The sequence below is a fragment of the Qipengyuania sp. SS22 genome (assembly GCF_025736935.1).
Lineage (GTDB): Bacteria > Pseudomonadota > Alphaproteobacteria > Sphingomonadales > Sphingomonadaceae > Qipengyuania.
The window spans coordinates 1,461,045-1,486,428 of sequence record NZ_CP107048.1; the positions used below are offsets into that span (position 1 = coordinate 1,461,045).

General features: G+C 65.8%; 25 protein-coding genes. 13 read left to right on the forward strand and 12 right to left on the reverse strand.

Features of this window, described 5'->3' with window-relative positions:
• Positions 1–90: 90 nt before the first annotated feature.
• Positions 91–1,449 carry a bifunctional UDP-N-acetylglucosamine diphosphorylase/glucosamine-1-phosphate N-acetyltransferase GlmU gene (glmU, locus tag N6L26_RS07165; protein WP_263604933.1) on the reverse strand — a complete coding sequence of 453 codons (1,359 nt, stop codon included), beginning with the start codon at positions 1,447–1,449 and terminating at the stop codon, positions 91–93.
• A gap of 60 nt (positions 1,450–1,509) precedes the next feature.
• On the opposite strand from glmU, the gene N6L26_RS07170 reads away from it, so the two are divergent.
• Positions 1,510–2,181 carry an HAD-IA family hydrolase gene (locus N6L26_RS07170; protein WP_263604934.1) on the forward strand — a complete coding sequence of 224 codons (672 nt, stop codon included), beginning with the start codon at positions 1,510–1,512 and terminating at the stop codon, positions 2,179–2,181.
• Positions 2,182–2,297: 116 nt separating this feature from the next.
• Positions 2,298–3,227: an SDR family NAD(P)-dependent oxidoreductase gene (locus N6L26_RS07175; RefSeq protein WP_263604935.1), complete on the forward strand. Its 930-nt coding sequence runs from the start codon at positions 2,298–2,300 to the stop codon at positions 3,225–3,227.
• Positions 3,228–3,294: 67 nt separating this feature from the next.
• On the opposite strand, the gene N6L26_RS07180 is transcribed toward N6L26_RS07175, so the two are convergent.
• The 4 genes from N6L26_RS07180 to N6L26_RS07195 are packed head-to-tail and all read right to left on the reverse strand — an operon-like array spanning position 3,295 to position 6,261.
• Positions 3,295–3,645, reverse strand: a complete 351-nt coding sequence (locus N6L26_RS07180; RefSeq protein WP_263604936.1) for a DUF2794 domain-containing protein — start codon at positions 3,643–3,645, stop codon at positions 3,295–3,297.
• A complete protein-coding gene (epsC, locus tag N6L26_RS07185; protein WP_263604937.1) occupies positions 3,645–4,334 on the reverse strand; it encodes a serine O-acetyltransferase EpsC in 690 nt (229 codons plus the stop codon). The genes N6L26_RS07180 and epsC overlap by 1 nt, the downstream gene beginning before the upstream one ends.
• Before the next feature lie 27 nt (positions 4,335–4,361).
• Positions 4,362–4,976 carry an ATPase gene (locus N6L26_RS07190; RefSeq protein ID WP_263604938.1) on the reverse strand — a complete coding sequence of 205 codons (615 nt, stop codon included), beginning with the start codon at positions 4,974–4,976 and terminating at the stop codon, positions 4,362–4,364.
• 10 nt (positions 4,977–4,986) lie between these two features.
• On the reverse strand, positions 4,987–6,261 hold the full coding sequence (locus N6L26_RS07195; protein ID WP_263604939.1) for a heavy-metal-associated domain-containing protein: 1,275 nt from the start codon (positions 6,259–6,261) through the stop codon (positions 4,987–4,989).
• Between the two features lie 69 nt (positions 6,262–6,330).
• Here N6L26_RS07195 and purM point away from each other — a divergent pair, with 69 nt between their 5' ends.
• From purM to N6L26_RS07210, 3 genes are read left to right on the forward strand one after another with little or no spacing between them, the layout of a single operon-like run.
• A complete protein-coding gene (gene purM / locus N6L26_RS07200; protein WP_263604940.1) occupies positions 6,331–7,440 on the forward strand; it encodes a phosphoribosylformylglycinamidine cyclo-ligase in 1,110 nt (369 codons plus the stop codon).
• Complete coding sequence (purN, locus tag N6L26_RS07205; protein ID WP_263604941.1) at positions 7,433–8,398, forward strand: phosphoribosylglycinamide formyltransferase; 966 nt, start codon at positions 7,433–7,435, stop codon at positions 8,396–8,398. Before purM ends, purN begins: the two co-directional genes overlap by 8 nt.
• Before the next feature lie 5 nt (positions 8,399–8,403).
• The gene (locus N6L26_RS07210) at positions 8,404–9,600 is read left to right on the forward strand and encodes a sulfotransferase family protein (RefSeq protein ID WP_263604942.1); all 1,197 of its coding nucleotides are present in this window, start codon (positions 8,404–8,406) and stop codon (positions 9,598–9,600) included.
• Between the two features lie 6 nt (positions 9,601–9,606).
• Here N6L26_RS07210 and N6L26_RS07215 read toward each other — a convergent pair whose 3' ends face one another.
• From N6L26_RS07215 to N6L26_RS07240, 6 genes are all read right to left on the reverse strand, one after another.
• The gene (locus tag N6L26_RS07215) at positions 9,607–10,032 is read right to left on the reverse strand and encodes a nuclear transport factor 2 family protein (RefSeq protein WP_263604943.1); all 426 of its coding nucleotides are present in this window, start codon (positions 10,030–10,032) and stop codon (positions 9,607–9,609) included.
• An 83-nt stretch (positions 10,033–10,115) separates the two neighbouring features.
• A complete protein-coding gene (ndk, locus tag N6L26_RS07220; protein ID WP_253523298.1) occupies positions 10,116–10,538 on the reverse strand; it encodes a nucleoside-diphosphate kinase in 423 nt (140 codons plus the stop codon).
• A gap of 83 nt (positions 10,539–10,621) precedes the next feature.
• Complete coding sequence (locus tag N6L26_RS07225; RefSeq protein WP_263604944.1) at positions 10,622–11,152, reverse strand: hypothetical protein; 531 nt, start codon at positions 11,150–11,152, stop codon at positions 10,622–10,624.
• A gap of 34 nt (positions 11,153–11,186) precedes the next feature.
• A complete protein-coding gene (locus tag N6L26_RS07230) occupies positions 11,187–11,636 on the reverse strand; it encodes a DNA polymerase III subunit chi (protein WP_263604945.1) in 450 nt (149 codons plus the stop codon).
• The gene (locus tag N6L26_RS07235; RefSeq protein WP_412071316.1) at positions 11,633–11,824 is read right to left on the reverse strand and encodes a DUF2256 domain-containing protein; all 192 of its coding nucleotides are present in this window, start codon (positions 11,822–11,824) and stop codon (positions 11,633–11,635) included. The genes N6L26_RS07230 and N6L26_RS07235 overlap by 4 nt, the downstream gene beginning before the upstream one ends.
• Before the next feature lie 8 nt (positions 11,825–11,832).
• Positions 11,833–13,293 carry a leucyl aminopeptidase gene (locus N6L26_RS07240; RefSeq protein WP_263604946.1) on the reverse strand — a complete coding sequence of 487 codons (1,461 nt, stop codon included), beginning with the start codon at positions 13,291–13,293 and terminating at the stop codon, positions 11,833–11,835.
• A 99-nt stretch (positions 13,294–13,392) separates the two neighbouring features.
• Between N6L26_RS07240 and N6L26_RS07245 the strand changes: the two genes are divergently transcribed.
• From N6L26_RS07245 to rsmA, 4 genes are all read left to right on the forward strand, one after another.
• Complete coding sequence (locus tag N6L26_RS07245; RefSeq protein ID WP_263604947.1) at positions 13,393–15,789, forward strand: LPS-assembly protein LptD; 2,397 nt, start codon at positions 13,393–13,395, stop codon at positions 15,787–15,789.
• A gap of 142 nt (positions 15,790–15,931) precedes the next feature.
• On the forward strand, positions 15,932–17,266 hold the full coding sequence (locus N6L26_RS07250) for a peptidylprolyl isomerase (protein ID WP_263604948.1): 1,335 nt from the start codon (positions 15,932–15,934) through the stop codon (positions 17,264–17,266).
• A gap of 8 nt (positions 17,267–17,274) precedes the next feature.
• Positions 17,275–18,273: a 4-hydroxythreonine-4-phosphate dehydrogenase PdxA gene (gene pdxA, locus N6L26_RS07255; RefSeq protein WP_263604949.1), complete on the forward strand. Its 999-nt coding sequence runs from the start codon at positions 17,275–17,277 to the stop codon at positions 18,271–18,273.
• A gap of 61 nt (positions 18,274–18,334) precedes the next feature.
• Positions 18,335–19,162, forward strand: a complete 828-nt coding sequence (gene rsmA / locus N6L26_RS07260; RefSeq protein WP_263604950.1) for a 16S rRNA (adenine(1518)-N(6)/adenine(1519)-N(6))-dimethyltransferase RsmA — start codon at positions 18,335–18,337, stop codon at positions 19,160–19,162.
• 76 nt (positions 19,163–19,238) lie between these two features.
• Here the strand turns inward: rsmA and N6L26_RS07265 are convergent, their stop codons facing one another.
• Complete coding sequence (locus tag N6L26_RS07265) at positions 19,239–21,344, reverse strand: malate synthase G (RefSeq protein WP_263604951.1); 2,106 nt, start codon at positions 21,342–21,344, stop codon at positions 19,239–19,241.
• A 144-nt stretch (positions 21,345–21,488) separates the two neighbouring features.
• Here N6L26_RS07265 and N6L26_RS07270 point away from each other — a divergent pair, with 144 nt between their 5' ends.
• From N6L26_RS07270 to N6L26_RS07285, 4 genes are all read left to right on the forward strand, one after another.
• On the forward strand, positions 21,489–22,685 hold the full coding sequence (locus tag N6L26_RS07270) for a hydrolase (RefSeq protein WP_412071317.1): 1,197 nt from the start codon (positions 21,489–21,491) through the stop codon (positions 22,683–22,685).
• Positions 22,682–23,698 (forward strand): arginine N-succinyltransferase, encoded by a 1,017-nt coding sequence (locus N6L26_RS07275; RefSeq protein WP_263604953.1) that lies wholly within the window; start codon positions 22,682–22,684, stop codon positions 23,696–23,698. The genes N6L26_RS07270 and N6L26_RS07275 overlap by 4 nt, the downstream gene beginning before the upstream one ends.
• Entirely contained in the window at positions 23,695–24,948 is a 1,254-nt protein-coding gene (locus N6L26_RS07280) for an N-succinylarginine dihydrolase (protein ID WP_263604954.1), read from the forward strand. The genes N6L26_RS07275 and N6L26_RS07280 overlap by 4 nt, the downstream gene beginning before the upstream one ends.
• A gap of 144 nt (positions 24,949–25,092) precedes the next feature.
• Positions 25,093–25,344 carry a hypothetical protein gene (locus N6L26_RS07285; RefSeq protein WP_263607270.1) on the forward strand — a complete coding sequence of 84 codons (252 nt, stop codon included), beginning with the start codon at positions 25,093–25,095 and terminating at the stop codon, positions 25,342–25,344.
• The last annotated feature ends 40 nt before the right edge of the window (positions 25,345–25,384 follow it).

A 25,384-nucleotide genomic window follows, 5' to 3' on the forward strand; every position in this document is an offset into this window, starting at 1 on the left:
GCTTGCCGCGCTCCCGCGCCGGTCCAGGCTCGTTTTCCGCGGTCCCGCCCCCACAGGACGCGAGCAACAGGGTGAAAACTGGCAGCGCTCTCACTTCTTCGCCGCCGCCTTTTTCTTCTTCATCGCGTCGTGAAAGCGATCCGCCCAGCCCGGTTTGACCACCTGCTCGCCGCGGACCATGCGCAGATCGCCATCGCCGACATCGCGGCTGACCGCGCTGCCCGCTGCCACGATCGCATCCGCCCCGATCCGCACCGGAGCGATCAACGCGCTGTTCGAACCGATGAAGGCGCGGTCGCCGATCACGGTCTTGTGCTTGAAGTAGCCATCGTAATTGCAGGTGATCGTGCCCGCGCCAATATTCGCGCCCGCGCCGACCTCGGCATCGCCGAGATAGGTCAGATGGCTGGCCTTGGCGCCTTCGCCCAGCGTGGCCTGCTTCATTTCGACGAAATTGCCGACGAAGCTGTCCTTCTCCATCACCGCACCGGGGCGCAGACGGGCATAGGGACCGACCGAACACCCCTCGCCCACGCGCGCGCCCTCGAGATGGCTGAAAGCGCGGATCCGCGCGCCGCTGGCAACGGTGACGCCGGGGCCGAACACGACATGCGGCTCGACCGTCACATCGGACGCGAGCGCAGTGTCCCAGCTGAAGAACACCGTTTCGGGTGCAGTCAGCGTGACGCCATCGGTCATCGCTTCCTCGCGCTTCAACTCCTGCCATTGCGCTTCGGCTTGGGCGAGTTCGGCGCGGCTGTTGATCCCGGCGACTTCGTCCGCATCGGTCTCCACCACCTTGACCGTGTCGCCGCGTGCAATCGCCTCGGTGGCGACATCGGGGAGGTAGTATTCCCCTTGTGAGTTGTCGTTGCCGACCGCGTCGAGCAGCGGCCACATATCGTCCGAATGCGCCACGATCAGACCCGAATTGCACAGGTCGCAGGCGCGTTCGTCCGCGGTCGCATCCTTGAACTCCACCATGCGGGAAACCGTGCCATCGCCGTCGGCGATGATGCGGCCATAGGCGAGCGGATCGGTCGGACGGAAGCCCAGAACCGCGACCTTCGCACCATCGGCGAGCGCCGCGATCAGCCGTTTTACGGTCTCGCCGCGCACCATTGGGCAATCGCCGAAGCACACGAGGATATGGCCGGAAAAGCCTTCGAGCGCCTCGCGTGCCTGCAGCGCGGCGTGGGCAGTACCGAGCTGCGGTTCCTGCAAGGCGGTGGCAACGTCACGCCCTTCCAGCGCAGCGTCGAGTTGCTCGCGCTTGTCGCCGACCACCACCACCGTGCGCTTGAGATCGAGCTCGGCAAAGCTGTCGAGCAGGTGAAGCAACATCGGCCGCCCGGCGATCGGGTGCAGGACCTTATGCAGGTCGCTTTTCATGCGGGTTCCCTTGCCTGCAGCAAGGATGACGGCGGCGAATTCGCGGGAAGTGTTCATGGGCGGTGCCTTGCCACCATTCGCTTGCAGTTTGAAGAACCTTCCGCCACCGCCGCTGCCATGAGCGACCTGCCCTTTTCCATCATCGGTTTCGATCTCGACGGAACGCTGCTCGAAACCCACCGCGATCTTGGCGCGGCAGTCAATCATGCGCTGGACCTCGGCGGCTTCGCGCCGGTCCCGGCGGACCACGCCAGCGACCTCATCGGCGGCGGCGCAAAGATAATGCTGCAACGCGCGGTGGACGAGCAGGGCGGCCTGCCCGACGACGAATTCCGCAAGCTCTACAAGGCGATGCTGGCCTATTATGCGGAACACAACGCGGTCCATACGCAGGCCTATCCGCATGCGCGCGAGACGCTTGACGCGCTACGCGAGCGCGACATCGTGATGGCGGTGGTGACCAACAAGTTCGAAAGCTTCGCCCGCCAGATCCTGACCACGCTCGATCTCGCCGACTACTTCGCTGCGATCATCGGCGGCGATACCATGGGCAAGGGCCGCGCCAAGCCGGCGCCGGACCCGATCTTCGAAGCGCAACGGCGCGGCGGCGGCGGCAGCCTCGCCTTTGTCGGCGATAGCTCGTATGACGTCGCGGCAGCGCGCGCAGCCCGCGTTCCCGTAATCGGTGCGCGCTACGGTTATTGCGACAAACCGCGCGGCGAGCTGGGTGCCGATGCGGAGATCGAGTCGCTGGCGGAACTGGTTCCGGCGCTGGCTGCGCTGGGCTGAGCGGCCCGCCGCTACGGAACGGCGGCCCGCCATACCCGGTGTTGCAAGTGCGAAGCGAACGTGCCACCCAGCGCCGCGATTGACCTTTACGTAAACGACAAAGCAGGAGCAGCCCCATGAGCATCGATTTCAAGGACAAGGTAGCCATCGTAACCGGCGCAGGCGGCGGTCTGGGCCGTGAATACGCGCTCGAGCTCGGGCGCCGCGGTGCCAAGGTCGTAGTCAACGACCTCGGCGGTTCGCGTGACGGCACCGGCCATTCGGACATGGCGCTGCAGGTGGTCGAGGAAATCGAGAAGGCCGGCGGTGAAGCGGTTTCGAACGGCGGTTCGGTGACCGAGTTCGACCAGATGGAAAAGATGGTCGCCGACGCCAAGCAGAAATGGGGCGGCGTCCATGTCGTCATCAACAATGCCGGCGTGCTGCGCGACAAGACCTTCGCCAAGATGACGATGGACGATTTCGAATTCGTCGTCGACGTGCACCTCAACGGCTCGGCCAACGTCAGCAAGGCCGTGTGGGAAACCATGCGCGAGCAGGCCTATGGCCGCATCCTGATGACTGCCAGCTCGACCGGCCTGTTCGGCAATTTCGGCCAGGCCAATTACGGCGCGGCCAAGCTCGGCCTCGCCGGCCTGACCAAGACGCTCCAGCTCGAAGGCGCGAAGTACAACATCAAGGTCAACACGATCTCGCCGGTGGCGGGCACGCGCATGACCGAAGACCTCTTCCCCGAAGAAGCCTTCAAGCTGTTCGATCCGGTGAACGTGGTTCCGGCCGCGCTGTTCCTCGTCAGCGAAGACGCCCCGACCAATGCCATCGTCGGCGCGGGCGCCGGCGGCTTCCACTCGGCCTGGACCGTCATGAACGATGCAGTCTGGCTGAAGGACGAAGACCGCACGGTCGAAGGCTTTGCCGCCAACTGGGACAAGATCAGCGACTTCTCCAACCTCAAGGCCCCGCAGTCGGGCAGCGAGCAGTCGGGCGCAATCCTGACCGCGATGCAGAAGGTTACCGGCACCGGCCCGGGCAGCGCGCGCGGCTGATCTTTCCGGTCAAGTTAAAGAGAAGGGCTCGTGCTGCGGCACGGGCCCTTTTTCGTACCCGGGGGTCTTAGTTGTCGATCGCCTTGAGCAACCGTCGTTCGACGGGGGCGATGACGCCCGGCAGTTCGTGCCCGCGCTTGAGCACTTGGCCGTGTTCGCCGACCAGAGTCCACATGCCCTGCTTGTTGCGCAGTGCGGGGCGTTTCTCGATCCGGGCCTGCGGGCGTTCGGCGGCGCGGCGGAAAGCGGCGAAAACCGCGGCGTCGCGCGTGAAATCCATCGCGTAATCGCGCCATTGCCCCGCTGCGACCATCCGCCCGTAAAGGTCGAGGATGCGGGTCAGTTCCTCGCGGGTAAAGCCGATCTGCTGGGGTTGCCGCCCGGGAAACGCGACCACCGTGTCGCCAAGGAAGTTCATCAATCCTCGGTACCGCTGCGGCGGGCAGGTTCAGCGTGGGCGCGCAGCGCGTCGATCTCGGCGCGCAGCGCCCTCATCTCGGTCTCGAGCTTCTCGATGCAATCGCGGCGCGGCTCGCATGGATCGTCGCAGGGCGTGCCATAGGGGATGAATTCCTTCACCCATTCCTCTGCCGGCACCAGTGTGCTGCGCGCCTTGAGACCGATCATCGTGGCGCCCTCGGGCACTTCGTCGGTGACCACCGCATTGGCGCCGATGCGCGCGCGGCGGCCGACAGTGATCGGACCGATCACCTGCGCGCCCGAGCCGATGATCACCTCGTCCGAAATCGTCGGGTGACGCTTGCCGCCCTTGCCATTGGTCGGATTGGTCCCGCCCAGCGTGACACATTGGTAGATGGTGACATTGTCGCCGATCTCGGCGGTTTCACCGATCACCGAAAAGCCGTGATCGATAAACAGATGCTTGCCGATCGACGCGCCCGGATGGATGTCGATCGCGGTAACCATCCGGCTCCAGTGATTGACCAGCCGGGCAAGGAAAAACAGCTCGGCTTCGAACAGCCAATGCGCAACGCGGTGGTAGAATACCGCCCAGACGCCGGGATAGGTGAGCACTTCCCACCGGCTGCGGGGGGCAGGATCGCGTGCCTTCACGCTGTCGAGATAGGCGACAAGCCGTTCGAACATGGACACTATTCTCCCACCGGGTGGCGATTAAAGCAAGCGGCCCTGGTCCGGACCCTGCACCGCCTCCAACGCGTCACGCCATACAGATAGGGTTGCCGGAACCTGCCGTTCAAGGCTCAGTCGGTCGATTTCGGCGACGATTTTCTCTATCGCCGCGTAGCTGCGCTCCATCCGCGGGACCAGATAGGCAGGTGCGCCCTCGCCCAGCACGAGCCCCCGCTGCCCGGCATGCGAGAGCATGAGGTCGGTCGCCAGCGCATCGTCGGGCGGGCCGATTTCGAGCTGCAGGGCGGCGCCCATGCGGCTGCGCAAGTCGGGCAGCCCGATCTCCCACGTCTCGCCATCGACGACCAGCAACAGCGGGAAGCCGTCCTCCTGCGCGCGGTTCCAGCGGTGGAAAATCTCGGTTTCGGCAAGCCTCTGAACGCCGTCGATTACGCCCGCGGAATGACGCGCCGCGAACCAGCGCGCGAATAGCGACTTGCCCGAACGCGGCGGCCCGTGAAGGATCGCGGTGCGAAACGGCCAGTTGGCGGGCGTGCCAAGCGCTTCGGCAACCGCGCGGTTGCCCGATCCGATCACGATAGAGGACGGCTCACCTGCACCGGCGGGAATCAACGGGAGAGCGATCTGCGACGTCACCGCGCGCGGCTCAGCGACTGATGGCGAGCGCGTTGCTGCCCTGGCGAACGGTAAAGCCGCGTGCGCGCAGCGCCTCGGCCAACTGCGCGATCGACCCGGCATAGCTCACCGTCATCACCGAGGTTCCGCCGATCGCCGTGCTGCGGATGCCCGTGCTGCGCACCCCCGGGGTGCCGCGCACGGCGGACACCGCACCATCGAAGGCGGCGGCATCGGGAGTGGCCACCTGTACGGTGTAGAGCGCGACCGATCCTTCGGGCGGCGGGGTCTCGATCGGCGCGGCGGTGATCGCATCGCCGCTTTCGGTGGTCGGCTGCGAGGCGGCGGCAGCCGCGGCCTGGTCGCGCGCGCGCATCGCCCGGCCCAGTTCGAGCAGGCGCTGGAGCGCGGGGTCGAGCTCGGGCGTGCCGATATCGAGCGTGGGATCGGGCCGCAGCTTGCCATCGGCGAGCGCCAGTTCGAAAATGCGGTCGAAACGCACTACTGCGCGTTCGAGCATGGCGGGCAGTTCGGCCGGCGAAGCGGCGGTCATGTCGAACCCGTCGAGATATTCGTTGTCGGGCCCGAACCGTGCGGTGAAGGTGCCTTCGACCGGGCCGCCGGGATAGGTGTAGCGCAGGTTTGCGATCGGCACGATGACATCGGCCGCGCCGAACTGGTCGAGCGCATTGCGCCACCAGGTGCGGCTGCGGCGGCCGGTCTGTCCATAGGTCAGCAGCAGCGAATCGCCGCCCGCGCCCGCCGGGCGGACATAGTCGATCCGGCTCTGTCCCGCCTGGTATTCAGCCCAGGCGCGCTGCCATGGATTGCGCCGTTCATAGACCAACTGCGTGCCCGCAGAGACCGTCACCGGCAGCAGCAGCATGGGGGCCGAGCGCCGCGCTTCGCCTTCGGAGCCGAGATAGCGCGAGGCACGCTGGCGATCGAACACTACGCCGAGCGTGGCGATATAGCGTTTCGGTCCCAGCTGCTCGCGTTCGATGACGATGGCGGACACGAGGCCCGCGATCTGCGAATCGCTCAACTGCGGCCCGTCGAGTCGCTCCCACGCTTTGCGCTGCGCCTCTTCCCACGCCTGCGCGCGCGCTGCCGAACCGTTGTCGGCGCGGACATCGACCTCGATCCCCGAGACCTGGATGTCACTGCTCGAGGCAACCGGGGCGATCCCGCGTTCGCCGCCGACCTGCGCCCACACCGCCGCGCCCAGCGCGCATAGCGCGGCGAGGGCCAACGCCAGGATGGCAGAGCGGCGCAAGGCGGGTTGGAGGGGGATGGTTTGGCTCATGGGGAAAACAGGGCGCCTTTTGCCGAAAGGATTATGGAAATCCAAGCGCGAATGCGTAAGGCGGGTAGGATGAGTGACGAACCGCGCAGCAACAGGCCTTCCTACACCTACGAACAGGCGGGTGTTTCGATCGAAGCGGGCAATGCGCTCGTCAAGGCGATCGGTCCGCTGGTGAAGGCGACGCTGCGCCCGGGCGCCGATGGCGAAATCGGCGGCTTCGGCGGATTTTTCGATCCCAAGGCGGCGGGCTACAAGGATCCGCTGCTGGTGGCGGGCAATGATGGCGTGGGCACCAAGCTCAAGCTGGCAATCGACAGCGACCGCCATGACACAGTGGGCGTCGACCTGGTCGCCATGTGCGTCAACGACCTGATCGTCCAGGGCGCCGAACCGCTGTTCTTCCTCGACTATTTCGCCACCGGCAAGCTGGAGAACGGCGTTGCCGAACGCGTAATCGCGGGCATCGCCGAGGGCTGCAAACAGGCCGGCTGCGCGCTGATCGGCGGCGAGACGGCCGAAATGCCGGGCATGTATGCCGCGGGCGATTACGATCTGGCGGGCTTTTGCGTCGGGGCGGTCGAACGCGGCGAGCAATTGACCGGCGAACGCGTCGCGCCGGGGCATGTGCTGCTCGGCCTCGCCAGTTCGGGCGTCCATTCGAACGGCTATTCGCTTGTCCGCCGACTGGCTGCCGACAAATGCTGGAACCTCGACCGCCCCGCGATGTTCGACCGCGATCGCCTGCTGATCGACGCGCTGATCGAACCGACGCGAATCTATGTGAAGAGCCTGCTGCCGGTCGTCCGCGACGGGTTGGTGGACGCGTTGGCACATATCACCGGCGGCGGCCTGCTCGAGAATATCCCGCGTGTGCTGCCCGATGGCGCGCATGCCGAAGTCGACGCCGATGGGTGGGAACAGCCCGGCCTGATGGCGTTCCTACAGGCGCAGGGCAATATCGAGCCCGCCGAAATGGCGCGGACCTTCAATTGCGGCGTCGGCATGGTGCTGGCGGTCGAGCCCGCCAATGCCGAACTGGTCCGCAGCCGGCTGGAAGATGCGGGCGAGACGGTGCTCGCGGTGGGCCGGATCGAGGCGGGCGACAAGGGCTGCACCGTGCGCGGATCGGCCGGAACCTGGGCCGCGCGCGAGGAATGGTCGGCGACGCATAATGCCTGACGCGACCAAGGTCGCGGTCTTCGTGTCCGGCAAGGGCACCAATATGGCCGCGCTGCTCTATGCCAGCCGCCTGCCCCACGCTGCCTACGAGATTGTGCTGGTCGCGGCCAACGATCCGCAGGCCGAGGGGCTGCAACTGGCCGCAGCCGAGAGCGTGGCAACGTTTGCGCTTTCACACCGGGGCATGGCACGCGACGACCATGACGCGGCGATGGAACAGGCGGCGCGCGATGCCGGGGCCGACTATATCGTGCTGGCTGGATATATGCGAATCCTGACGCCCGGCTTCGTCGCGCGGTGGGAGGGGCGCATGCTCAACATCCATCCCTCGCTGCTGCCCAGATATCCCGGGCTCGACACGCATGCCAAGGCCATCGCGGCAGGCGATAGTCACGCCGGGGCGAGCGTCCATCTGGTGAGTGACGAGCTCGATGCCGGCGAGTTGCTTGGACAGCTGGCGGTCGCGATCTGGCCGGGCGATACGCCCGAGAAGCTCGCCAACCGCGTGCGTGTGGCCGAACACCAGCTCTATCCTCAAGTCCTCAGCGAGTACGTTTCGCGCGGGAATGATCCGCAATGGCTGCTCGAGCGCGTGCGCGAACGCGCGCTGGCGCTGCCGCAAACGCATGAGCGCGAGAGCCATGGCGCGCCGGGTTTCCGCGTGGGGACGGAGAAATCGGGCAAGTTCTTCGCCTATTTCTCCGACCAGCATCACGGCACGCCGCATATCTCGCTGCTGGTCAAATGCTCGGGGCTGGATGAGCTGGAGAACTTGGTCGAGGCGCAGCCGCAGGCCTATCACAAGCCCGCCTATTACGGCGCGAGCGGGTGGATCGGCGTGATCCTCAACCGTCCGGGAGTCGATTGGGACACTGTCGCCGACTGGTTGCAGCGCAGTTGGCGGGCGGTCGCGCCGAAAGGCGCCACCCGCCTGATCGACGCGGCGGACGAGTTTTAGCTGCGGTGGGCATCCCGCCCCGCCCGCATCCGCTGGCCCGCGCGAAAGCAGCCGATTGGGCCGGGCGCGCGGTGCAGGCGCTGTGGGACAAGGGCCTGACCCCCAAACCGCCGCTGGAACCGGACTTCCTGTGGGAGGTCGGCAGCCGCGGGTTCGATCCGCAAGACGAAACGTCGCTGCGCAGCGCTGCAGAGGTCGAGGATTTCCGCGCGCGGCTGGACCAGTTGTGTGCCAGCCTGCGCGAGGACGCCGCGCTCAATGCGATGGGTCATGCGATGGCCTATGGCCAGCTGACCTCGGCCATCCGCAAGCGCCACGCGCTGGGGCGCGTCTGGCGCGAAGCCCCGCAGTTGGCGCAGACGCCCATCGCGCCGCCGATCATCGTGGTCGGCCAGATGCGCGCGGGCACCACCCGGATGCACCGCCTGCTGGCGGCCGATCCGCGGCATGCGGGCACGCGGTTCTGTAACAGCCATAACCCGGTGCCGGTCACTCCCGACTGGCGCCCTCTCAAGGCCGGTGCGGCCTTGGCGATCGCGCGCCGCATCAATCCATGGCTCGACGCGCTGCACCCCTTCGGCGCAACGCGGATCGACGAAGAAATCGGCTGGCTGGCGGGCGCGCTGTCACCCGCGACGTTCGAAGCACAGTGGCATATTCCCCGCTTCGTCGGCTGGAGCGAAGCGCGCGACCCCGCGCCCGTCTATGCCGAGTTCGCGCGTATCCTGCGGATGGACGCGGCGACGATGGACGATGCGGACCAGCCGCGCGTGCTCAAATGTCCGCAATTTTCGGAAGACCTGCCCGCGCTGCTGGCGCAATTCCCCGAGGCGCGGCTGGTGGTGACCCGGCGCGACAGCGCGGAGGTGCTCGACAGCTCTGTGTCGCTCGTCGCCAGCCAGATGGCAGTCCAGTCCGACCATGGCGATCTAGCGCGGATCGAGCGCGAATGGCAGCGCAAGCTGCGGCTGCGCGAACAACGGCTGGAGACCGCGCTGGCGGATTTTCAGGGCGCGGTCGCATGGGTCGATTTCGAGCGACTCAATGCCGATTGGCCGGGCGAGATTGCCCAGACCTATGCCGCGCTCGACCTGCCGCTGACCGATGCTGCGCTGGCCGCGATGCACCGCGAACAAAGCCGCGCGGAACACGGCAGCCATACTGCGCACAAGACCCAGCTCGCCCAGTTCGCGGCGAGTTGAAGCAGCTTAGCTGGCGCGGCGTCCCTGGCGCTGGGCAGCGAACAGCGGTCCGGTCATGCGGTCAGGCGGCCGCGTAATCTCGACCCGCGTAATCTGCGCTCCGTCGAAATATATCCGCCACATCACCGGCCCGTCGATTTCGGGCATCGAGCTGTCGATATGGCCGCGCACCAGCACTTCGTCGCCCGAATGGTCAAGCGTATCGACCTGGATCTGCGGACGGTCGGCCTGTTCGCGAAAAGCGCGGTCGGCATCGATGATCGCGGGAAGGCCTTGCAGCTTCAATCCATTGCCATCGACCAGCACCGCATCCGGGGCCAGAACCCGCGAAACAGCCTCGTAGTCGAGCGAATTCAGCCCGGCGATCACATCGCATACGGCATTCGCCCGAGCCTTGCGGTTGAGGCGTTTCTTGAACAGGAAGTGCAGCATAACGGGGACAATCCTATAACGGATTGCCCCCGCTTCAACTATCAAAAGTTATGCCCGCGGAATTAACCGCTTAAGGCAGGAATTCAGCCTACGAGCTCGGCTTCGTCGAAGAAGAAGTCGATTTCGATCTTGGCATTTTCGTCGCTGTCCGAACCGTGGACCGAATTGGCTTCGATCGATTCCGCATAGGTCTTGCGGATCGTGCCTTCGTCGGCATCGGCCGGGTTGGTCGCGCCCATCACGTCGCGGTTGCGCTTCACGGCGTCTTCGCCTTCGAGCACCTGCACGACGACCGGGCCCGAGATCATGAAATCGACCAGTTCACCGAAGAAGGGGCGTTCCTTGTGGACCGCGTAAAAGCCTTCGGCCTGTTCGCGGGTCATCTGGATGCGCTTCGAAGCGACGACGCGCAGGCCGGCTTCTTCCAGCATCTTGGTGACTGCACCGGTCAGGTTGCGGCGGGTGGCATCGGGCTTGATGATCGAAAAGGTGCGGGTAACCGCCATGGTGATTTCCTTGCGTGGATTTTTATACGGGGAGAGGAGGTCTCGCGCGCGCCCCTAGCGCCGCGCGCCCGCACGGGCAAGATTCATTCGAGGCCGTGCCCGATCGACAGCTGGGCTTCGGTGACCTCGTCCTGACGCGTGGCGGTGAAGGAAAAACTGGTCCCATCTGCGCCCTCGCCGCCGATCATCGTTACCGGGCCGCTTTCCAGCGAGGTGGCCACATCGATCCCCACTGCTTCGGCCTGCGTGCGGTAATAGGACACCATTTCCTGCGGCGTGGCATCGCTTTCCAGATTAAGCAGCACCAGCAGCCCATCGGCCTGTTCCACCCGCGTGTTGTTGGTGACGCTGGCGCCGGGATAGACTGCAAAGCCTGCGGGAAGCGCGACCGGCACCTTTTCGCCCGAGCGCATCGTCGTGGTGGTGCCATCGCCATCGGTATGGCGCGCGCTGGTTTCACCGGTCCGGGCATCGATATCGTAGGAGCCGCGCGGCTGGGCGCCGTCACCCGCCGACGCGCCCTCGGGGTCATCCGCATCGCCGCCACAACCGCCTAGCGCGAGCGCGGCAGCACTGAAAGCGGCAAGGCGGGCGGCATGCGGGCTGCGGGTCATACCCAATCGACCCACGAAGCGCCGAAGGGTTCCGTCAGCGCCCTTCGCGCCAGGCACCGTTTTCGTCCTGCTTGTTGATGCGGTTGTCGATCTGATCGTCTTGCGCGAAGCGCCGCCACAGTTCGGCAGCGGCATCGCGCTGCGTGCCGTCGAACAAGAGCAGCACGCGGTCGAACCCCAGCGCGTCGTCGCGCCACTGGCCATCGGCGATCAGCGCCATGCGCGCATCATTGGGTGCGGCGCAATCCGCCGACAGCAGGATCGGCTGGTGTGCCTCATGCGGTCCGCCGGCCATGCCATTGGCGAGGAAAGTCCCCCCGCCCTGCTCCCAAAGCAGCTTGCCGAGCTGGCCACGCTGCGCCTCGTCGCCGCTTACTACCAACAGGCGCTCGCCCGCCTGCAACACCTTGCGCGCCAGCTTGGCGGTGGTGACATCGACCGGATCGCGGCTGAGCTGGTAGAAATCGACGCGGGTGGCGGTCATTCCTGGCCTGCCGCTTCGCTGCCTGCCGCCGGCTTGTTCCGGCGGCATTTGTCCGAGCAGTATTTCACCCCGTCCCAGTCACGCGCCCATTTCTTGCGCCAGGTGAAATCGAAGCCGCAGGTCAGGCAGGTCTTGCTGGGCAGATCGCCCATCCGCCGCATCTTGCCACTGCCCTTGCCCTTGGCCACGACTGCCGTCAGCCCTCCAGCGTGTCGCGGACGAAGCGATCGATCAGGCGTACGCCATAGCCGGTTGCGCCCTTGCCCCAGGTGCGGCCGGGTTTGTCCGACCAGACCATTCCCGCAACATCGACATGCGCCCACGGCGTACCGTTGACGATGAAGCGCTGGAGGAACTGTGCTGCGGTGATCGAACCTGCGCCCTTGCCGCCGATGTTCTTCATGTCGGCGATCGGCGAATTGATCAGCTTGTCGTATGCGGGGCCGATCGGCATCCGCCAGTTGCGGTCGCCCGTGCTTTCGCCCGCGGCGTGGAGGTCCTGCGCAAGCTGGTCGTCATTGGAAAAGACGCCGGCGAATTCGTTACCCAGCGCAACGATGATCGCGCCGGTCAGCGTGGCGAAATCGATGATCCGCGCGGGCTGGAACTCTTCCTGCGTCCAGTGCAGTGCATCGGCCAGCACCAGCCGTCCTTCGGCATCGGTGTTGAGCACTTCGATGGTCTGACCGCTCATGCTGGTGACCACGTCGCCCGGACGCTGCGCCTTGCCGTCGGGCATGTTCTCGACGAGGCCCATCACGCCGACGACATTGACCTTGGCCTTGCGGCTGGCGAGCGTGAGCATTGCCCCGGCGACCGCACCGGCGCCGCCCATGTCCCATTTCATGTCTTCCATGCCCGGTCCCGGCTTGATCGAGATGCCGCCGGTATCGAAGGTCACGCCCTTGCCGACAAAGGCCGTCGGTGCCGCATCCGCCGCGCCGCCGTTCCAGCGGATCGCGAGGATGCGCGATTCGCGTTCGGAACCCAGACCGACGCCGAGCAGCGAGCCCATGCCGAGCCGTTCCATTTCGGCTTCATCGAGCACGACCAGTTCCACGCCGGTCCCGGCGAAGCGATTCTGGCACCGCGTCACGAAGCTTTCGGGGTAGAGGATATTGGCCGGTTCGGTGATGAGTTCGCGGGTGAATTCGACGCCGGTCGCGACATGCGCCATGTCGTCCCAGGCCGCCTTGGCGCCCTCGGGCGCGCCAACCACGATAATTTTGCCGAGCGTGATCTTCTGCTCGTCCTTCAGCTTGGTGCGGTAGATATCGTAGCGCCAGTTGCGCAGCCGCAGGCCGAGCAGGACGCACGCGGCCTCGTCACCCGACAGCCCGCTGTCGGTCAGGTCCAGCACCAGTTCCACCGCACCGCTCGCCTGGTATTTCGCTGCCAGCGCCGCGCCGGCCTTCTCGAGATTGGCGAGGCGTGCTTCGTCGTTCCGGTCACCGGCACCCGCCAGCGCCAGTTGCAGCACCTGACCATCGCGTTCGACGAAGCCTTCGAAGACCTGCCCAGCAGTGCCCTTGAAGCGCGCAGAGGCCATGCCTTCGACCAGCGATTTTTCGAGGCCGGCGGGAACCTTGCCCTTGTCGGTGACTTGCGCAACAAGGCGCACATCCTGCGGACGGGACTGGCTGAACTGAATTTGCATGCGATCTCCGGAATCTTTTCTGGTCGGGACGGCGCGGCCCGCGCGCGTCCTGCAAGGATGGCGATTGCGATTAGGCGTGGCCGGTGCGATAGGCAAGCCATGCTCCCGCCTGCCGAGCCAGCCCCGCACTTCTGCCGGGAGGCCCTCCGACCCGTGACTTTGACCGCAACCGCGCTGGTGCTGCTGGCGGCCACCCCGCTTGCCGCGCAGGATGCTGCCGACACCGTGGGCACGGTGGTCGATCCGCAAGGCGAGCCCGGCACGGCGCTGCCCGCCCAGCCGACTGTCGATACGGCCGAGGATGCCGATGCGCTGCTGACCGTGCCGGATCCCAATGTCGGGCTCGACGCTCCGCCTGCACCGACCGGCGACGATGGTGTGAACGCCGCAGGCAATCGCGAGATCGCGTTCGAATCCGATATTATCGAATATGGCGCCGACAGCCAGCAGGTCACCGCCAGCGGCAATGTTGTGCTGCGCAGCGGCGACCGCTCGCTCCGCGCCGATTCGGTGACCTGGAACCAGCAGACCGGAGTGATCACTGCCAGCGGGCGCGTGCGCTTCGTCGACGAGAACGGCAACCAGCTGTTTTCCGAACGCATCGAACTGACCGACGAGTTTGAAGCCGGCGCGATGGAGAACCTCCTGCTCGCGCTGCGGCAGGGTGGCCGTCTCGCCGCCAATCGCGGCATGCGCGAAAGCGATGGCACGGTCTCGCTCGAGGACGCTGCCTATAGCGGATGCTCGGTCGTTACGCCTGCCGGTTGCCCGCGTGATCCCAGCTGGCGGATCACCGCTCAGCGAGTGGTGTATAATCCCGACGATCGCCGGATCGAATTTTCGGGCGCCTTTCTCGAACTGTTCGGCGCGCGCATCCTGCCGTTGCCGGGGCTGACCATCCGTACCGATGGCGGCGCGGTTTCGGGCTTTCTCGTCCCCGACCTGCGTTTCTCCGAGAGCAATGGCGTCGAGGTATCGGGTAGCTATTACCTGCGTTTTGCCGACAATCGCGATCTCACGCTCACCACGCATATCTATACCGATGCGGCGCCAATGGTAGCGGGGCAATGGCGCCACCTTACCGACAGCGGCGCCTATCAGATAACCGGCTACGCCACCCATTCGCAGCGCATCTCCACGCTTACCGGCGTTTCGAACAGCGCCGAGGAATTTCGCGGCTATATCTTCGCCAACGGCAAATTCCAGATCGCGCCCGACTGGAGCGTGACCGGATCGATCCGCCGCACGACCGACCGCACCTTCCTGCGCCGCTACGACCTCAGCCGCGACGACCGGCTACGCTCGACGGTCGAGCTCGAGCGGGTCGGCAAGAACACCTATTTCTCGCTCGCCGGCTGGGCCACGCAGACGCTGCGGCTCGACCAGCCGCAGGGCGAGGTGCCGCTGGCGCTGCCCGTGCTCGACGCGCGCTGGCGCCCCGAGGACCAGATTCTCGGCGGGCAGCTCGAACTGCAGGCCAATACGCTCGCGATTACTCGCGACATGGGGCAGGACACGCAGCGCGCCCTTGCCCGCGCGCAATGGGATTTGCGGCGCGTCACCGGGCTGGGCCAGGTGGTCACGCTGACCGGCATGCTGCGCGGCGATGTCTATCATTCGGACGAGAACTACCTCACCAGCACCGCCAGCTATCGCGGCAATCTCGGCTGGGAATATCGCGGCGTGGCGCTGGGCGCGCTCGACGTGCAATGGCCCTTTGTCGGCGAGGCTTTCGGCGGGACGCAGGTGTTTACCCCGCGCGTGCAATTCGTCGCCACCCCTCCGATCAAGAACCTCGCCATCCCCAACGAGGATGCGCGCGCGATCGATCTGGAGGATTCCAATCTTTTCGCGCTCAACCGCTTCCCCGGCTACGATCGGGTCGAGGACGGTGCGCGGGTCACCTATGGTTTCGACTGGGCGCTGCGCATCCCCGACTGGGAACTGAAGACCAATGTCGGGCAATCCTACCGTCTCGACAGCGACCGCGACATCCTGCCGGTGGGGACCGGCCTGTCCGAGCGGTTTTCCGATTTCGTCGGCCGGACCGAGGTTCGGTACAAGGACTTCCTGAAGTTCACCCATCGCTTCCGTCTGGACAAGGACAATCTGGCGATCCGCCGGAACGAGATCGACGCCACCGTCGGGTCGCGCCGCACCTATGCCGAGATCGGCTACGTGCGGCTCGACCGCGACATCACGCAGGTCGAGGATTTGCAGGATCGCGAGGAATTGCGCGGCGCGGTGCGCGTGGCTTTCGCCAATTACTGGTCGGTGTTCGGGTCGGGCGTATTCAACCTGACCAATCGTGAAGAGGACCCGACGCTGTCCTCCGATGGCTTCGATCCGATCCGCACGCGCCTCGGCATTGCCTATCAGGACGATTGCCTCGAACTGGGCGTGACCTGGCGGCGCGACTACATCACTTCGGGCGATGCCGAGCGCGGCGATACCTTCCAATTCTATTTCAGCCTGAGAAATCTGGGCTTCCGCTAGGCTGTGCAATTGGCAGCTTGGACCAAACGCGCTATCCGGCGCGCGATTATCAGCTTTGGTTAAGCCGCAGCCCGCCAGGGCAGGCGGCATATTCGGGTATCGAGACGATGCCGCAAAACAGGTTCGACACGTGACTGCAAAGATGATTTCCCGACTGCTTTCGATCGCCGCCGCAACCGGTCTCGCCGCTGCGCCCATTGCGGGCCAGGCCCAGCAGACCATGGCGCAAGGCGATCTGCTCGGCCTGCCCAGCGACCTCAGCATGCTGCAGGACAGCGATCCCAACCGCCGCGTGGCCACTGCGGTGGTCAATGGCTTCGTGATCACCGAAACCGATATCGACCAGCGTGTTGCGTTGCTGCTCGCAGCCAACCAGCGCCCGGTCAGCGAGGAAGAGATGCTCCGCGTGCGGATGCAGGTGCTTCGCAATCTGATCGACGAAACGCTGCAGATCCAGGCTGCGATCGCGCAGGAACTCGATATTTCGCAGGCGGAGGTCGACCAGACCTATGCCCGTGTGGCAGCGCAGAACTTCAGCCAGGAACCGGGCAAGATGGACGAGTATCTCGCCTCGATCGGCTCCGCACCCCAGGCGCTCAAGCGGCAGATTACCGGCGAACTGGCGTGGAACGCGCTGCTGCGCCGTAATATCGCGCCCTTCGTCAATGTCTCGAGCGAGGAAGTCAACGAGCTGATCGAACGGCTTGAAGCTTCGCGCGGGACCGAGGAATACCGCCTTGGCGAGATTTACCTCTCGGCGACGCCCGAGACCGAAGCCGCGGTCGAGGACAATGCCAACAAGATCGTCGAGCAGCTGCGCCAAGGTGGCAGCTTCGTCGCCTATGCGCGCCAGTTCTCCGAAGCCTCGACCGCAGCGGTCGGCGGCGATCTCGGCTGGATCCAGCTTGCGCAGCTGCAGAACGCGCAGCTTGAAGCGGTTGCCGCGGAAATGAGCCCCGGCCAGCTGGTCGGCCCGATCCGCATTCCCGGCGGCTTCTCGGTCCTCTACCTGATCGACAAGCGACAGGTGCTGATGGCCGATCCGCGCGACGCAATGCTGAGCCTCAAGCAGATCCAGATCTCCTTCGATCCCGGCACCTCGCAGGCCGCCGCGCAGCAGCGCGTGGCTGCCTTTACCGAAGGTGTGCAGGGCATCCGCGGATGCGGCGATGCCGAAAATGCCGCGGCCCAGTTGGGCGCGAATGTGGTCACCAACGACCAGATCCGCGTGCGTTCGCTGCCCGAGGCACTGCAGAACATCGTTCTCCAGCTGCAGGTCGGCCAGTCGACCCCGCCGTTCGGCTCGTTCGAAGAAGGCGTGCGCGTACTGATGCTGTGCGGCCGCGACGATCCGCAGGTGGCCGCGGGTCCGAACTTCGACCAGATCATGGGCGAGCTTGAAGACGAACGCGTCGAAAAGCGCGCACAGCGTTACCTGCGCGACCTGCGCAACGACGCCTTCATCGAGTATAACTGACGCAGGCCGTGGCTCCCCTCGCCGTATCCCTTGGCGATCCGGCGGGGATCGGGCCCGAAATCATTGCCGAAAGCTGGGCGCGACGTTCCGAGAAGGGGCTCGCGCCCTTTTTCGTGGTCGGCGGCGCGCGCGTGCTCGAAGCTGCGGCACAGGCGCGCGGGCTTGAACTGACCGTCGAACGGATTGCCGAACCGGCGGACGCTGCGGCGGCCTTTGCCCGCGCATTGCCGGTCCTGGGTAGCGAGGATGGCGAGTACCGCCCCGGCGCCCCCGATGCCGATGGCGCGCGGCTGGCGCTGCATTCGCTGGTCGAAGCGACCGCGCTGGCGCGGGATGGGCGCGCGGGCGCGGTCGTCACCGCTCCCATCGCCAAGGGCGAACTGGCCAAGGTCGGGTTCGATTTTCCCGGCCAGACCGAATTCCTCGCCGCCGCCTGCGAGCTGGACCCCGACGACGCGGTAATGATGCTCGCCGGACCCAGCCTGCGCGCGGTTCCGCTGACCGTGCATTGCGCGCTGGCCGAGGTTGCGTCGCTGCTGACGCAGGACCTGATCGAACACCGCGCGCGCATCGTCCACGCCGCGCTGCGCCGCGATTTCGGGATTGCCGAGCCGCGGCTGGCGGTTTGCGGGCTCAATCCGCATGCAGGCGAAGACGGCCGTTTCGGCGACGAGGAAGTGCGGATCATCGAACCCGCCATCGCGGCGCTGCGCGCGGCAGGCCTGTCGGTCAGCGGGCCCCACCCCGCAGACGCACTGTTCACACCGCGCGCGCGCACAACCTACGATGCTGCGCTGGCGATGTATCACGACCAGGCACTGGTTCCGCTCAAGGCGCTCGATTTCGACGAAGGCGTCAATGTGACGCTCGGCCTGCCGCTGGTGCGCACCAGCCCCGATCACGGCACCGCCTTCGATATCGCCGGACAGCGCCTCGCCGATCCCGGCGCGATGATCGCAGCACTGAAAATGGCCGGCGACATGGCCGCACGGCGCGCCCGGGTTTAGCCACGGCTGAAACCTGAACCGGATCGCTTCGCTTCGCGCGCAATGACTGTATAGGACACCCGTGCCCTCACCCGACCTCCCACCCTTGCGCGAAGTCATCGCCCGCCACGGCCTCAGCGCATCGAAGGCGCTGGGCCAGAATTTCCTGTTCGACGAGCATTTGCTCGACCGGATCGCCGCGCTCCCCGGCGATCTGACCGATCGGCCCGTCCTCGAGGTCGGCCCCGGTCCGGGCGGGCTGACGCGCGCGCTGCTGCGCGCCGGGGCGCGGGTTACCGCGGTTGAAATGGACCCGCGCTGCCTGCCCGCGCTGGTCGAGCTGGAGGATGCCTTTCCCGGCCGATTGCGCGTGATCCAGGGCGACGCGCTCAAGCTCGACCATGGCGAACTGATGGGCGGCGAGCCCTTCGCCGTATTATCGAACCTGCCCTATAATGTCGGCACCGCGCTGTTCGTCCGCTGGCTCGGCGGCGAGGCGTGGCCGCCCGCATGGACCAGCCTGACGCTGATGTTCCAGCAGGAGGTCGCGCAGCGGATCGCCGCGCGGCCCGGCACCTCGGCTTATGGCCGGCTCGCGGTCCTCGCCCAGTGGCGCGCGCAGGCGAAGCTGGCGATGAAGGTCCACCGCAGCGCGTTTACCCCGCCGCCCAAGGTGATGAGCGCGATCGTCCACGTCGAACCGGGCACCATGCCCGAAGGCGTTTCCGCGCGGATGCTCGAACGCCTCACCGAAGCCGCCTTTGGCCAGCGCCGCAAGATGCTTCGCCAGAGCCTCAAGGGCGTCCCAGGCGCGGTCGCAGCCTTGGAGCAGCTGGGCATCGATTCGCAGCGCCGCGCCGAGACGCTGACGGTGGACGAGTTTACGCAGTTGGCACGCGCGCTGACCTAAGGGTCGCAATCGGGTCCAGCGAGGCGCGGAGCCTGCCCAATTGGGGCAGCGCCTCGCCTCGCCAAGCCTGTCCCGATCAGCCCTGCGCCTTCTTCTTCTGGCGCCACGCATGCAGCAGCGGTTCGGTATAGCCGCTGGGTTGTTCGACACCCTTGAAGATCAGGTCCTTCGCCGCGCTGAAGGCGGCGCCGTCCTCGTTCTCCAGCAGCGGCTGGTAGAAGGGATCGCCCGCGTTCTGCTCGTCCACCTTGGCGGCCATGCGGCGCAGGCTATCCATCACCTGGTCTTCGCCGATCACGCCGTGGAGCAGCCAGTTGGCGATGTGCTGGCTGGAAATGCGCAAGGTCGCGCGGTCTTCCATCAGCCCGACGTCGTTGATGTCGGGGACTTTGGAGCAACCGACACCCGCATCGATCCAGCGGACCACATAGCCCAGCAGGCCCTGACAATTGTTGTCGAGTTCCTCGCGGATGTCATCGTCGGACCAATTGGTGCCTTGCGCCAGCGGGATGGTGAGCAATTCGTCGAGCTTGGCCGCATCGGGCAGGCCCTTCTGGATCTCGAACACGTCCTCGCGGTGATAATGGATCGCGTGGAGCGTCGCTGCGGTCGGGCTCGGCACCCACGCGGTGTTGGCGCCGGCGCGAAGATGGCCGATCTTGTCGATCATCATCTGCCCCATCAAATCGGGCGCTGCCCACATGCCCTTGCCGATCTGCGCGCGGCCCGACAGGCCATGCGCGAGGCCGATCCCGACATTGCGCGCCTCGTAAGCCTTGAGCCAGGCGGAGTTCTTCATCTCGCCCTTGCGCATCATCGGACCGGCACGCATCGAGGTGTGGATCTCGTCGCCCGTGCGGTCGAGGAAGCCGGTGTTGATGAAGACGATACGGTCCTTCACCGCATGGATGCAGGCGGCGAGATTGGCCGAAGTGCGGCGTTCCTCGTCCATCACCCCGACCTTGATCGTGTGGCGCGGCAGGCCGAGCAGGTCTTCGACCGCATCGAACAGATCGTTGGTAAAGGCGCATTCTTCAGGCCCGTGCATCTTGGGCTTAACGATATAGATCGAGCCGCAGCGCGAATTGCCATATTGGCCCAGCCCCGCGACATCCTGCGCGCCGATGGCCGAAGTGACCACTGCATCGAGGATACCCTCGGGGATTTCCTGTCCGTCCCAGCGCATCGCCGGATTGGTCATCAGATGGCCGACATTGCGCACGAACATCAGGCTGCGTCCGGGCAGCGTATGCGCGGTTCCGTCCGCGTCCGCGAAGCTCTTGTCCCCCGCCAGCTTGCGGGTGAGCGTCTGGCCGCCCTTCTCGAAACTTTCCTGCAGGTCGCCGCGGATCACGCCGAGCCAGTTGCGATAGGCAAGCAGCTTGTCCTCGGCATCGACCGCCGCCACCGAATCCTCGCAATCGGCAATCGTGGTCAGCGCGGATTCGAGCACGATATCGGCGATGTTTGCGGGATCGCCGCTGCCCACCGGATGCGTGGCATCGAACACCACTTCGATATGCAGGCCGTTATGGCGGAAGAAGCACGAGGTCTCGTTCCAGCCGACGCATTGCGCCGGATCGGCCAGCGGGATGCCGTTGTCTTTCACATCGGCAAGATCGGCCCACTTCCTGCCATCCGCCAAGGGCACCGCCTCGTCCATGAAGCGCTTGGCTTCGGCGACCACGGCGGCGCCGCGCAGCTCGTCATAGCCGCCCGGCTGGGCTGGCGGCGCGTCGAGCGTATCGGTGCCGTAGAAAGCGTCGTAGAGGCTGCCCCAGCGCGCGTTGGCGGCGTTGAGCAGGAAGCGGGCATTGAGGATCGGCACCACCAGCTGCGGGCCGGCCATGGTGGCGATTTCGGGATCGACATTCTCGGTCCCGATGGTGAAATCGCCGGGTTCGGGGACGAGGTAGCCGATCTCATCGAGGAAGCTGCGATAGGCGGCGGCATCACGCGGCTGGCCGGCGCGCTCGACATGCCATGCGTCGATCTTGGTTTGCAGGTCGGCGCGCTTGGACAACAGCGCGGCATTGCGCGGCGCGAACCTGCCCAGCAGATCGGTGAAGCCCTGCCAGAAGGCATCGGCGTCGCGGCCCAGCGGGCCAAGCACTTCGGTATCGATGAAAGCGGCAAGCTGCGGATCGGCTTCGATTCCGGCGCGCGTCACATAATCGGTCATGGAACTCCTCGGGGGGTGTGAAAAACGGCAATGTCGGACCCGGGGAGGAGCGGCACAGTCTATGCCGCCGACCGTTGATCAATGCAAGGCGCGGGGTGGACTCGGCTAACCGCAGGATTAAGGACGTTACGCATGAAACCGGATATGCCCGCGCAAGCCCTGCTCGACACGATCAACGCCGATACGATGCTGGGACAGGTGCAGGACTGGACCGCCATCAATACCGGGACCGCCAATCTGGACGGGCTGGCCAGGATGGCGGGCGTGCTCGCCGATGCCTTCAGCACGCTCCCCGGCGAGATCGAGCTGGTCGAACCCGCGACGGTGACCGCGATCTCCGCCGAAGGGCATGAGTTTGAAAAGCCGCATGGCCGCCACATGGTGCTGCGCGTGCGCCCCGAGGCCGAGCGTCGCTTCGTTTTGACCGGGCATATGGACACCGTCTTCCCGGTCGATCACCCGTTCCAGAATACCGTCTGGCTCGACGACGAGACGATCAACGGTCCCGGCACCGCCGATATGAAGGGCGGGCTCAATGTCATCCTCCATTCGCTCATGACCTTCGAGGGGATCGATGGATCGCAGCGCGTGGGTTACGATGTGATGATCAATTCGGACGAGGAAACCGGCAGCCTCGCCAGCCGCGCGCTGATCGAGGATCTGGCGCGCGGGAAATATGCCGCGCTGACCTACGAACCCAGCGCGCTGCCCGACGGCACGCTGGCGCATGCGCGCGGCGGCACCGGCAATTATTCGATCACCTTCACGGGCAGGTCCGCGCATGCCGGACGCAACCCGCAGGGCGGACGCAATGCGATCGTCGCGGCGTCCGACCTGGTATTGCGGATCAAGGCGCTCGAAGCGGAAGACATCACCGTCAATCCGGCGAAGATCGAGGGCGGCAGCGCGAACAATGTGGTCCCCGATCTCGCCGTGCTGCGGTTCAATATCCGCCCCAAGTCGACTGACGCGATGGCACGGTTCGAGGGCGACCTCGAGGCGTTGATCACTAAGGTCGCCGCGCAGCACGACGTCGGGGTCCATCGCCATGGCGGCGTCACGCGGCCACCCAAGCCGGTCGACGCCAAGGCACAGCGCCTGTTCGACCTGGTCAAGGCCTGCGGCGCCGAGCTGGGCCAGGAGATCGGCTGGAAAAGCACCGGCGGCGTATGCGACGGCAACAATATCGCCGCCACCGGTGTGCCGGTGGTCGATACGCTGGGCGTACGCGGCGGGGCGATCCATTCCCCCGACGAATTCATGATCGTGCCGAGCCTGCGCGAACGTGCGGCGCTGTCCGCGCTGGTGCTCGCCAAGCTTTCCACCGGAGACCATCTGTGACCTTCCGCCTGCGCGCCGCGCATATCACCGACCTCGAACATCTCTACGAGATGGCCAAGCTGACCGGTGGCGGCTTCACCAATCTGCCCGCCGACCGCCAGGCGCTGACGCGCAAGCTCGAACGGGCCGAGGAAGCGTTTGGGCGGACCAATGACGATCTGGGCGACGACCAGTTCACGCTGGTGCTTGAAAATACCGACACCGGCCAGGTGCGCGGAACCTGCCAGCTGTTCAGCCAGGTCGGACAGCAATGGCCGTTCTACAGCTATCGGCTCAACACACTGACCCAGCACAGCCGCGAACTCGACCGCACGGTGCGCGCCGAACTGCTCAGCCTCGTCACCGATCTCGAAGGCTCTTCCGAAGTGGGCGGGCTGTTCCTCCACCCAGGCGAACGCGCCGGTGGGCTCGGCCTGCTGCTTGCGCGCAGCCGCTATCTCTTTGTCGCGATGCACCGCAGCCGCTTTGCTGATCGCATCATCGCCGAATTGCGCGGAGTGATCGACGACCGCGGCGGTTCGCCTTTCTGGGATGGCGTCGCGGGACGCTTCTTCGGGATGACCTTCCAGGAAGCCGACTATTTCAACGCCATCAATGGCAACCAGTTCATCGCCGACCTGATGCCCAAACACCCGGTCTATGTCGCCATGCTCGACGAAGAGGCCAAGAAGATCATCGGCGTGCCCCACCCCAGCGGCCGCGCCGCGATGCGCATGCTGGAAAACGAAGGCTTCGCCGCCGAGGGTTATGTCGATATCTTCGATGGCGGCCCGACGATGCTCGCGCGGACCGATCAGGTCCGCAGCATCCGCCAGGCGCAGCCGGGCAAGATCGCCGCGACCGATCTGGATATCGGCGAACGCGCGCTGATCGCCACGGGCACGCTCGACACTTTCCGCAGCGCCTATGGCATGCGCGAAATCGCCGAGGACGGGTCGGTATCGATCGATGCGATCTGCGCCGAAGCGCTTGGAGTTAGCGCGGGCGATGAAGTGTGGAGCGTGGCGCGATGAGCGGGCTGGTCGAAATCAATTTCGACGGGATCGTCGGCCCGACCCACAATTACGCAGGGCTCAGCCCCGGCAATATCGCCAGCGCGAGCCATCGCGGCGATGCCTCTTTCCCGCGCGCGGCGGCGCTGCAGGGCGTGGCCAAGATGCGCCGCAATATGGAGCGCGGACTGGCGCAGGGTTTCCTGCTGCCGCTGCCGCGCCCGAACCCCGTTCTGATGGAAGATCTGGCCATCGGCCCCGATACCGATCGCGCGCTGGTGGCTGCAGCGTGGTCGGCCAGCGCGATGTGGACCGCCAATGCCGCGACCGTCAGCCCCGCGCCCGATACGGCCGACGGGCGCTGCCATCTGACGCCCGCCAATCTCGTCACCATGGTCCACCGCGCGCAGGAATGGCGCGACACGCAGGCACAATTGAAGATCGCCTTTGGCGATACGCGGCATTTTGAAGTGCACGATGCCATTCCGCCCAGCTTCGGCGACGAAGGCGCGGCCAACCACATGCGGCTGTGCGAGAGCCACGACGCCCCCGGGGTCGAGGTGTTTGTCTATGGCCGACCCGGCGGACGATTTCCCGCGCGCCAGCACGAGCAGGCCAGTCGTGCGGTCGCGCGCCTCCACGGCCTCGACCCCGCGCGCTGCGTGTTCGTCGAGCAGAACCCTGCGGCCATTGCAGCGGGCGCATTCCATAATGATGTCGTCGCGGTGGCGAACCAGAACGTTCTGTTCACGCATGAACTCGCCTTCGCCGATCGCAAGGATGCCTATGAGGCGATCTTTGCCGCTTTCCCCCGCATCCATGTGGTCGAAGTCCCCGCGAGCGCGGTCAGCCTCGAGGAAGCGATCCGCACCTATCTGTTCAACGCCCAGCTGCTGACGCTGCCGAGCGGGGAGATGGCGCTGGTGGTCCCGAGCGAATGCCAGGACAGCGCAAGCGTCTGGTCATGGTGCGAAGGCATGCTCGCCTCGAACGGCCCGATCCGCCACGTCATTCCGGTCGATGTGCGCCAGTCGATGGCGAATGGCGGCGGTCCGGCCTGCCTGCGGCTGCGCGTGGTGGCCGATCCTGCCACGGTCGATGCGCGCTTCCTGCTGGACGACATGAAGGCGCAGCGAATCGAATCGGTCATCGCGGCTCACTGGCCCGCGCGGATCGAACCCGATCAGGTCGGCTCCGACGCGCTAGCCAAGGTCGTGATCGAGGCGCGAGAAGCGCTGCTTTCCGTGCTTTCGCTGGACGAACTCGCCTGAACCACGCGCCCGGGTTAAGACACTGGACCGCCGCGTCGGGCGCTTTTACACTCCTTGCGAAATTAACCACTGCATTCCGCAGCAACACGTCTGTGGCACGTGAATTGCAGGTGTAGAAGGTTAAGGGTGGAGACCAAGGCGATCGTGTTTCGGAAGGTGAAACGGCTGTTTGTGATCAAGACGCGTCTTGAGGCGTTTCTGATCATCTTCGCCCTTGCCCTCGGCGCGATGACGCGCGGCGCCCATTACACGGTCGAATATCCCGGATGGGGCGGTTATCTGCTGTTCACGGCCACGGCGGGCGCAGTGTTCCTCGGCGGCGCGAAAATCCTCGACGCGCTGCGCTACGAACGCGAGGCCGAGGCGGCCGCAGAGCGCGATCCGACTGCGGACTGAGGTCCGCCTGCTTGGCAAATTTGGAAGAAGGTGGGGGTTT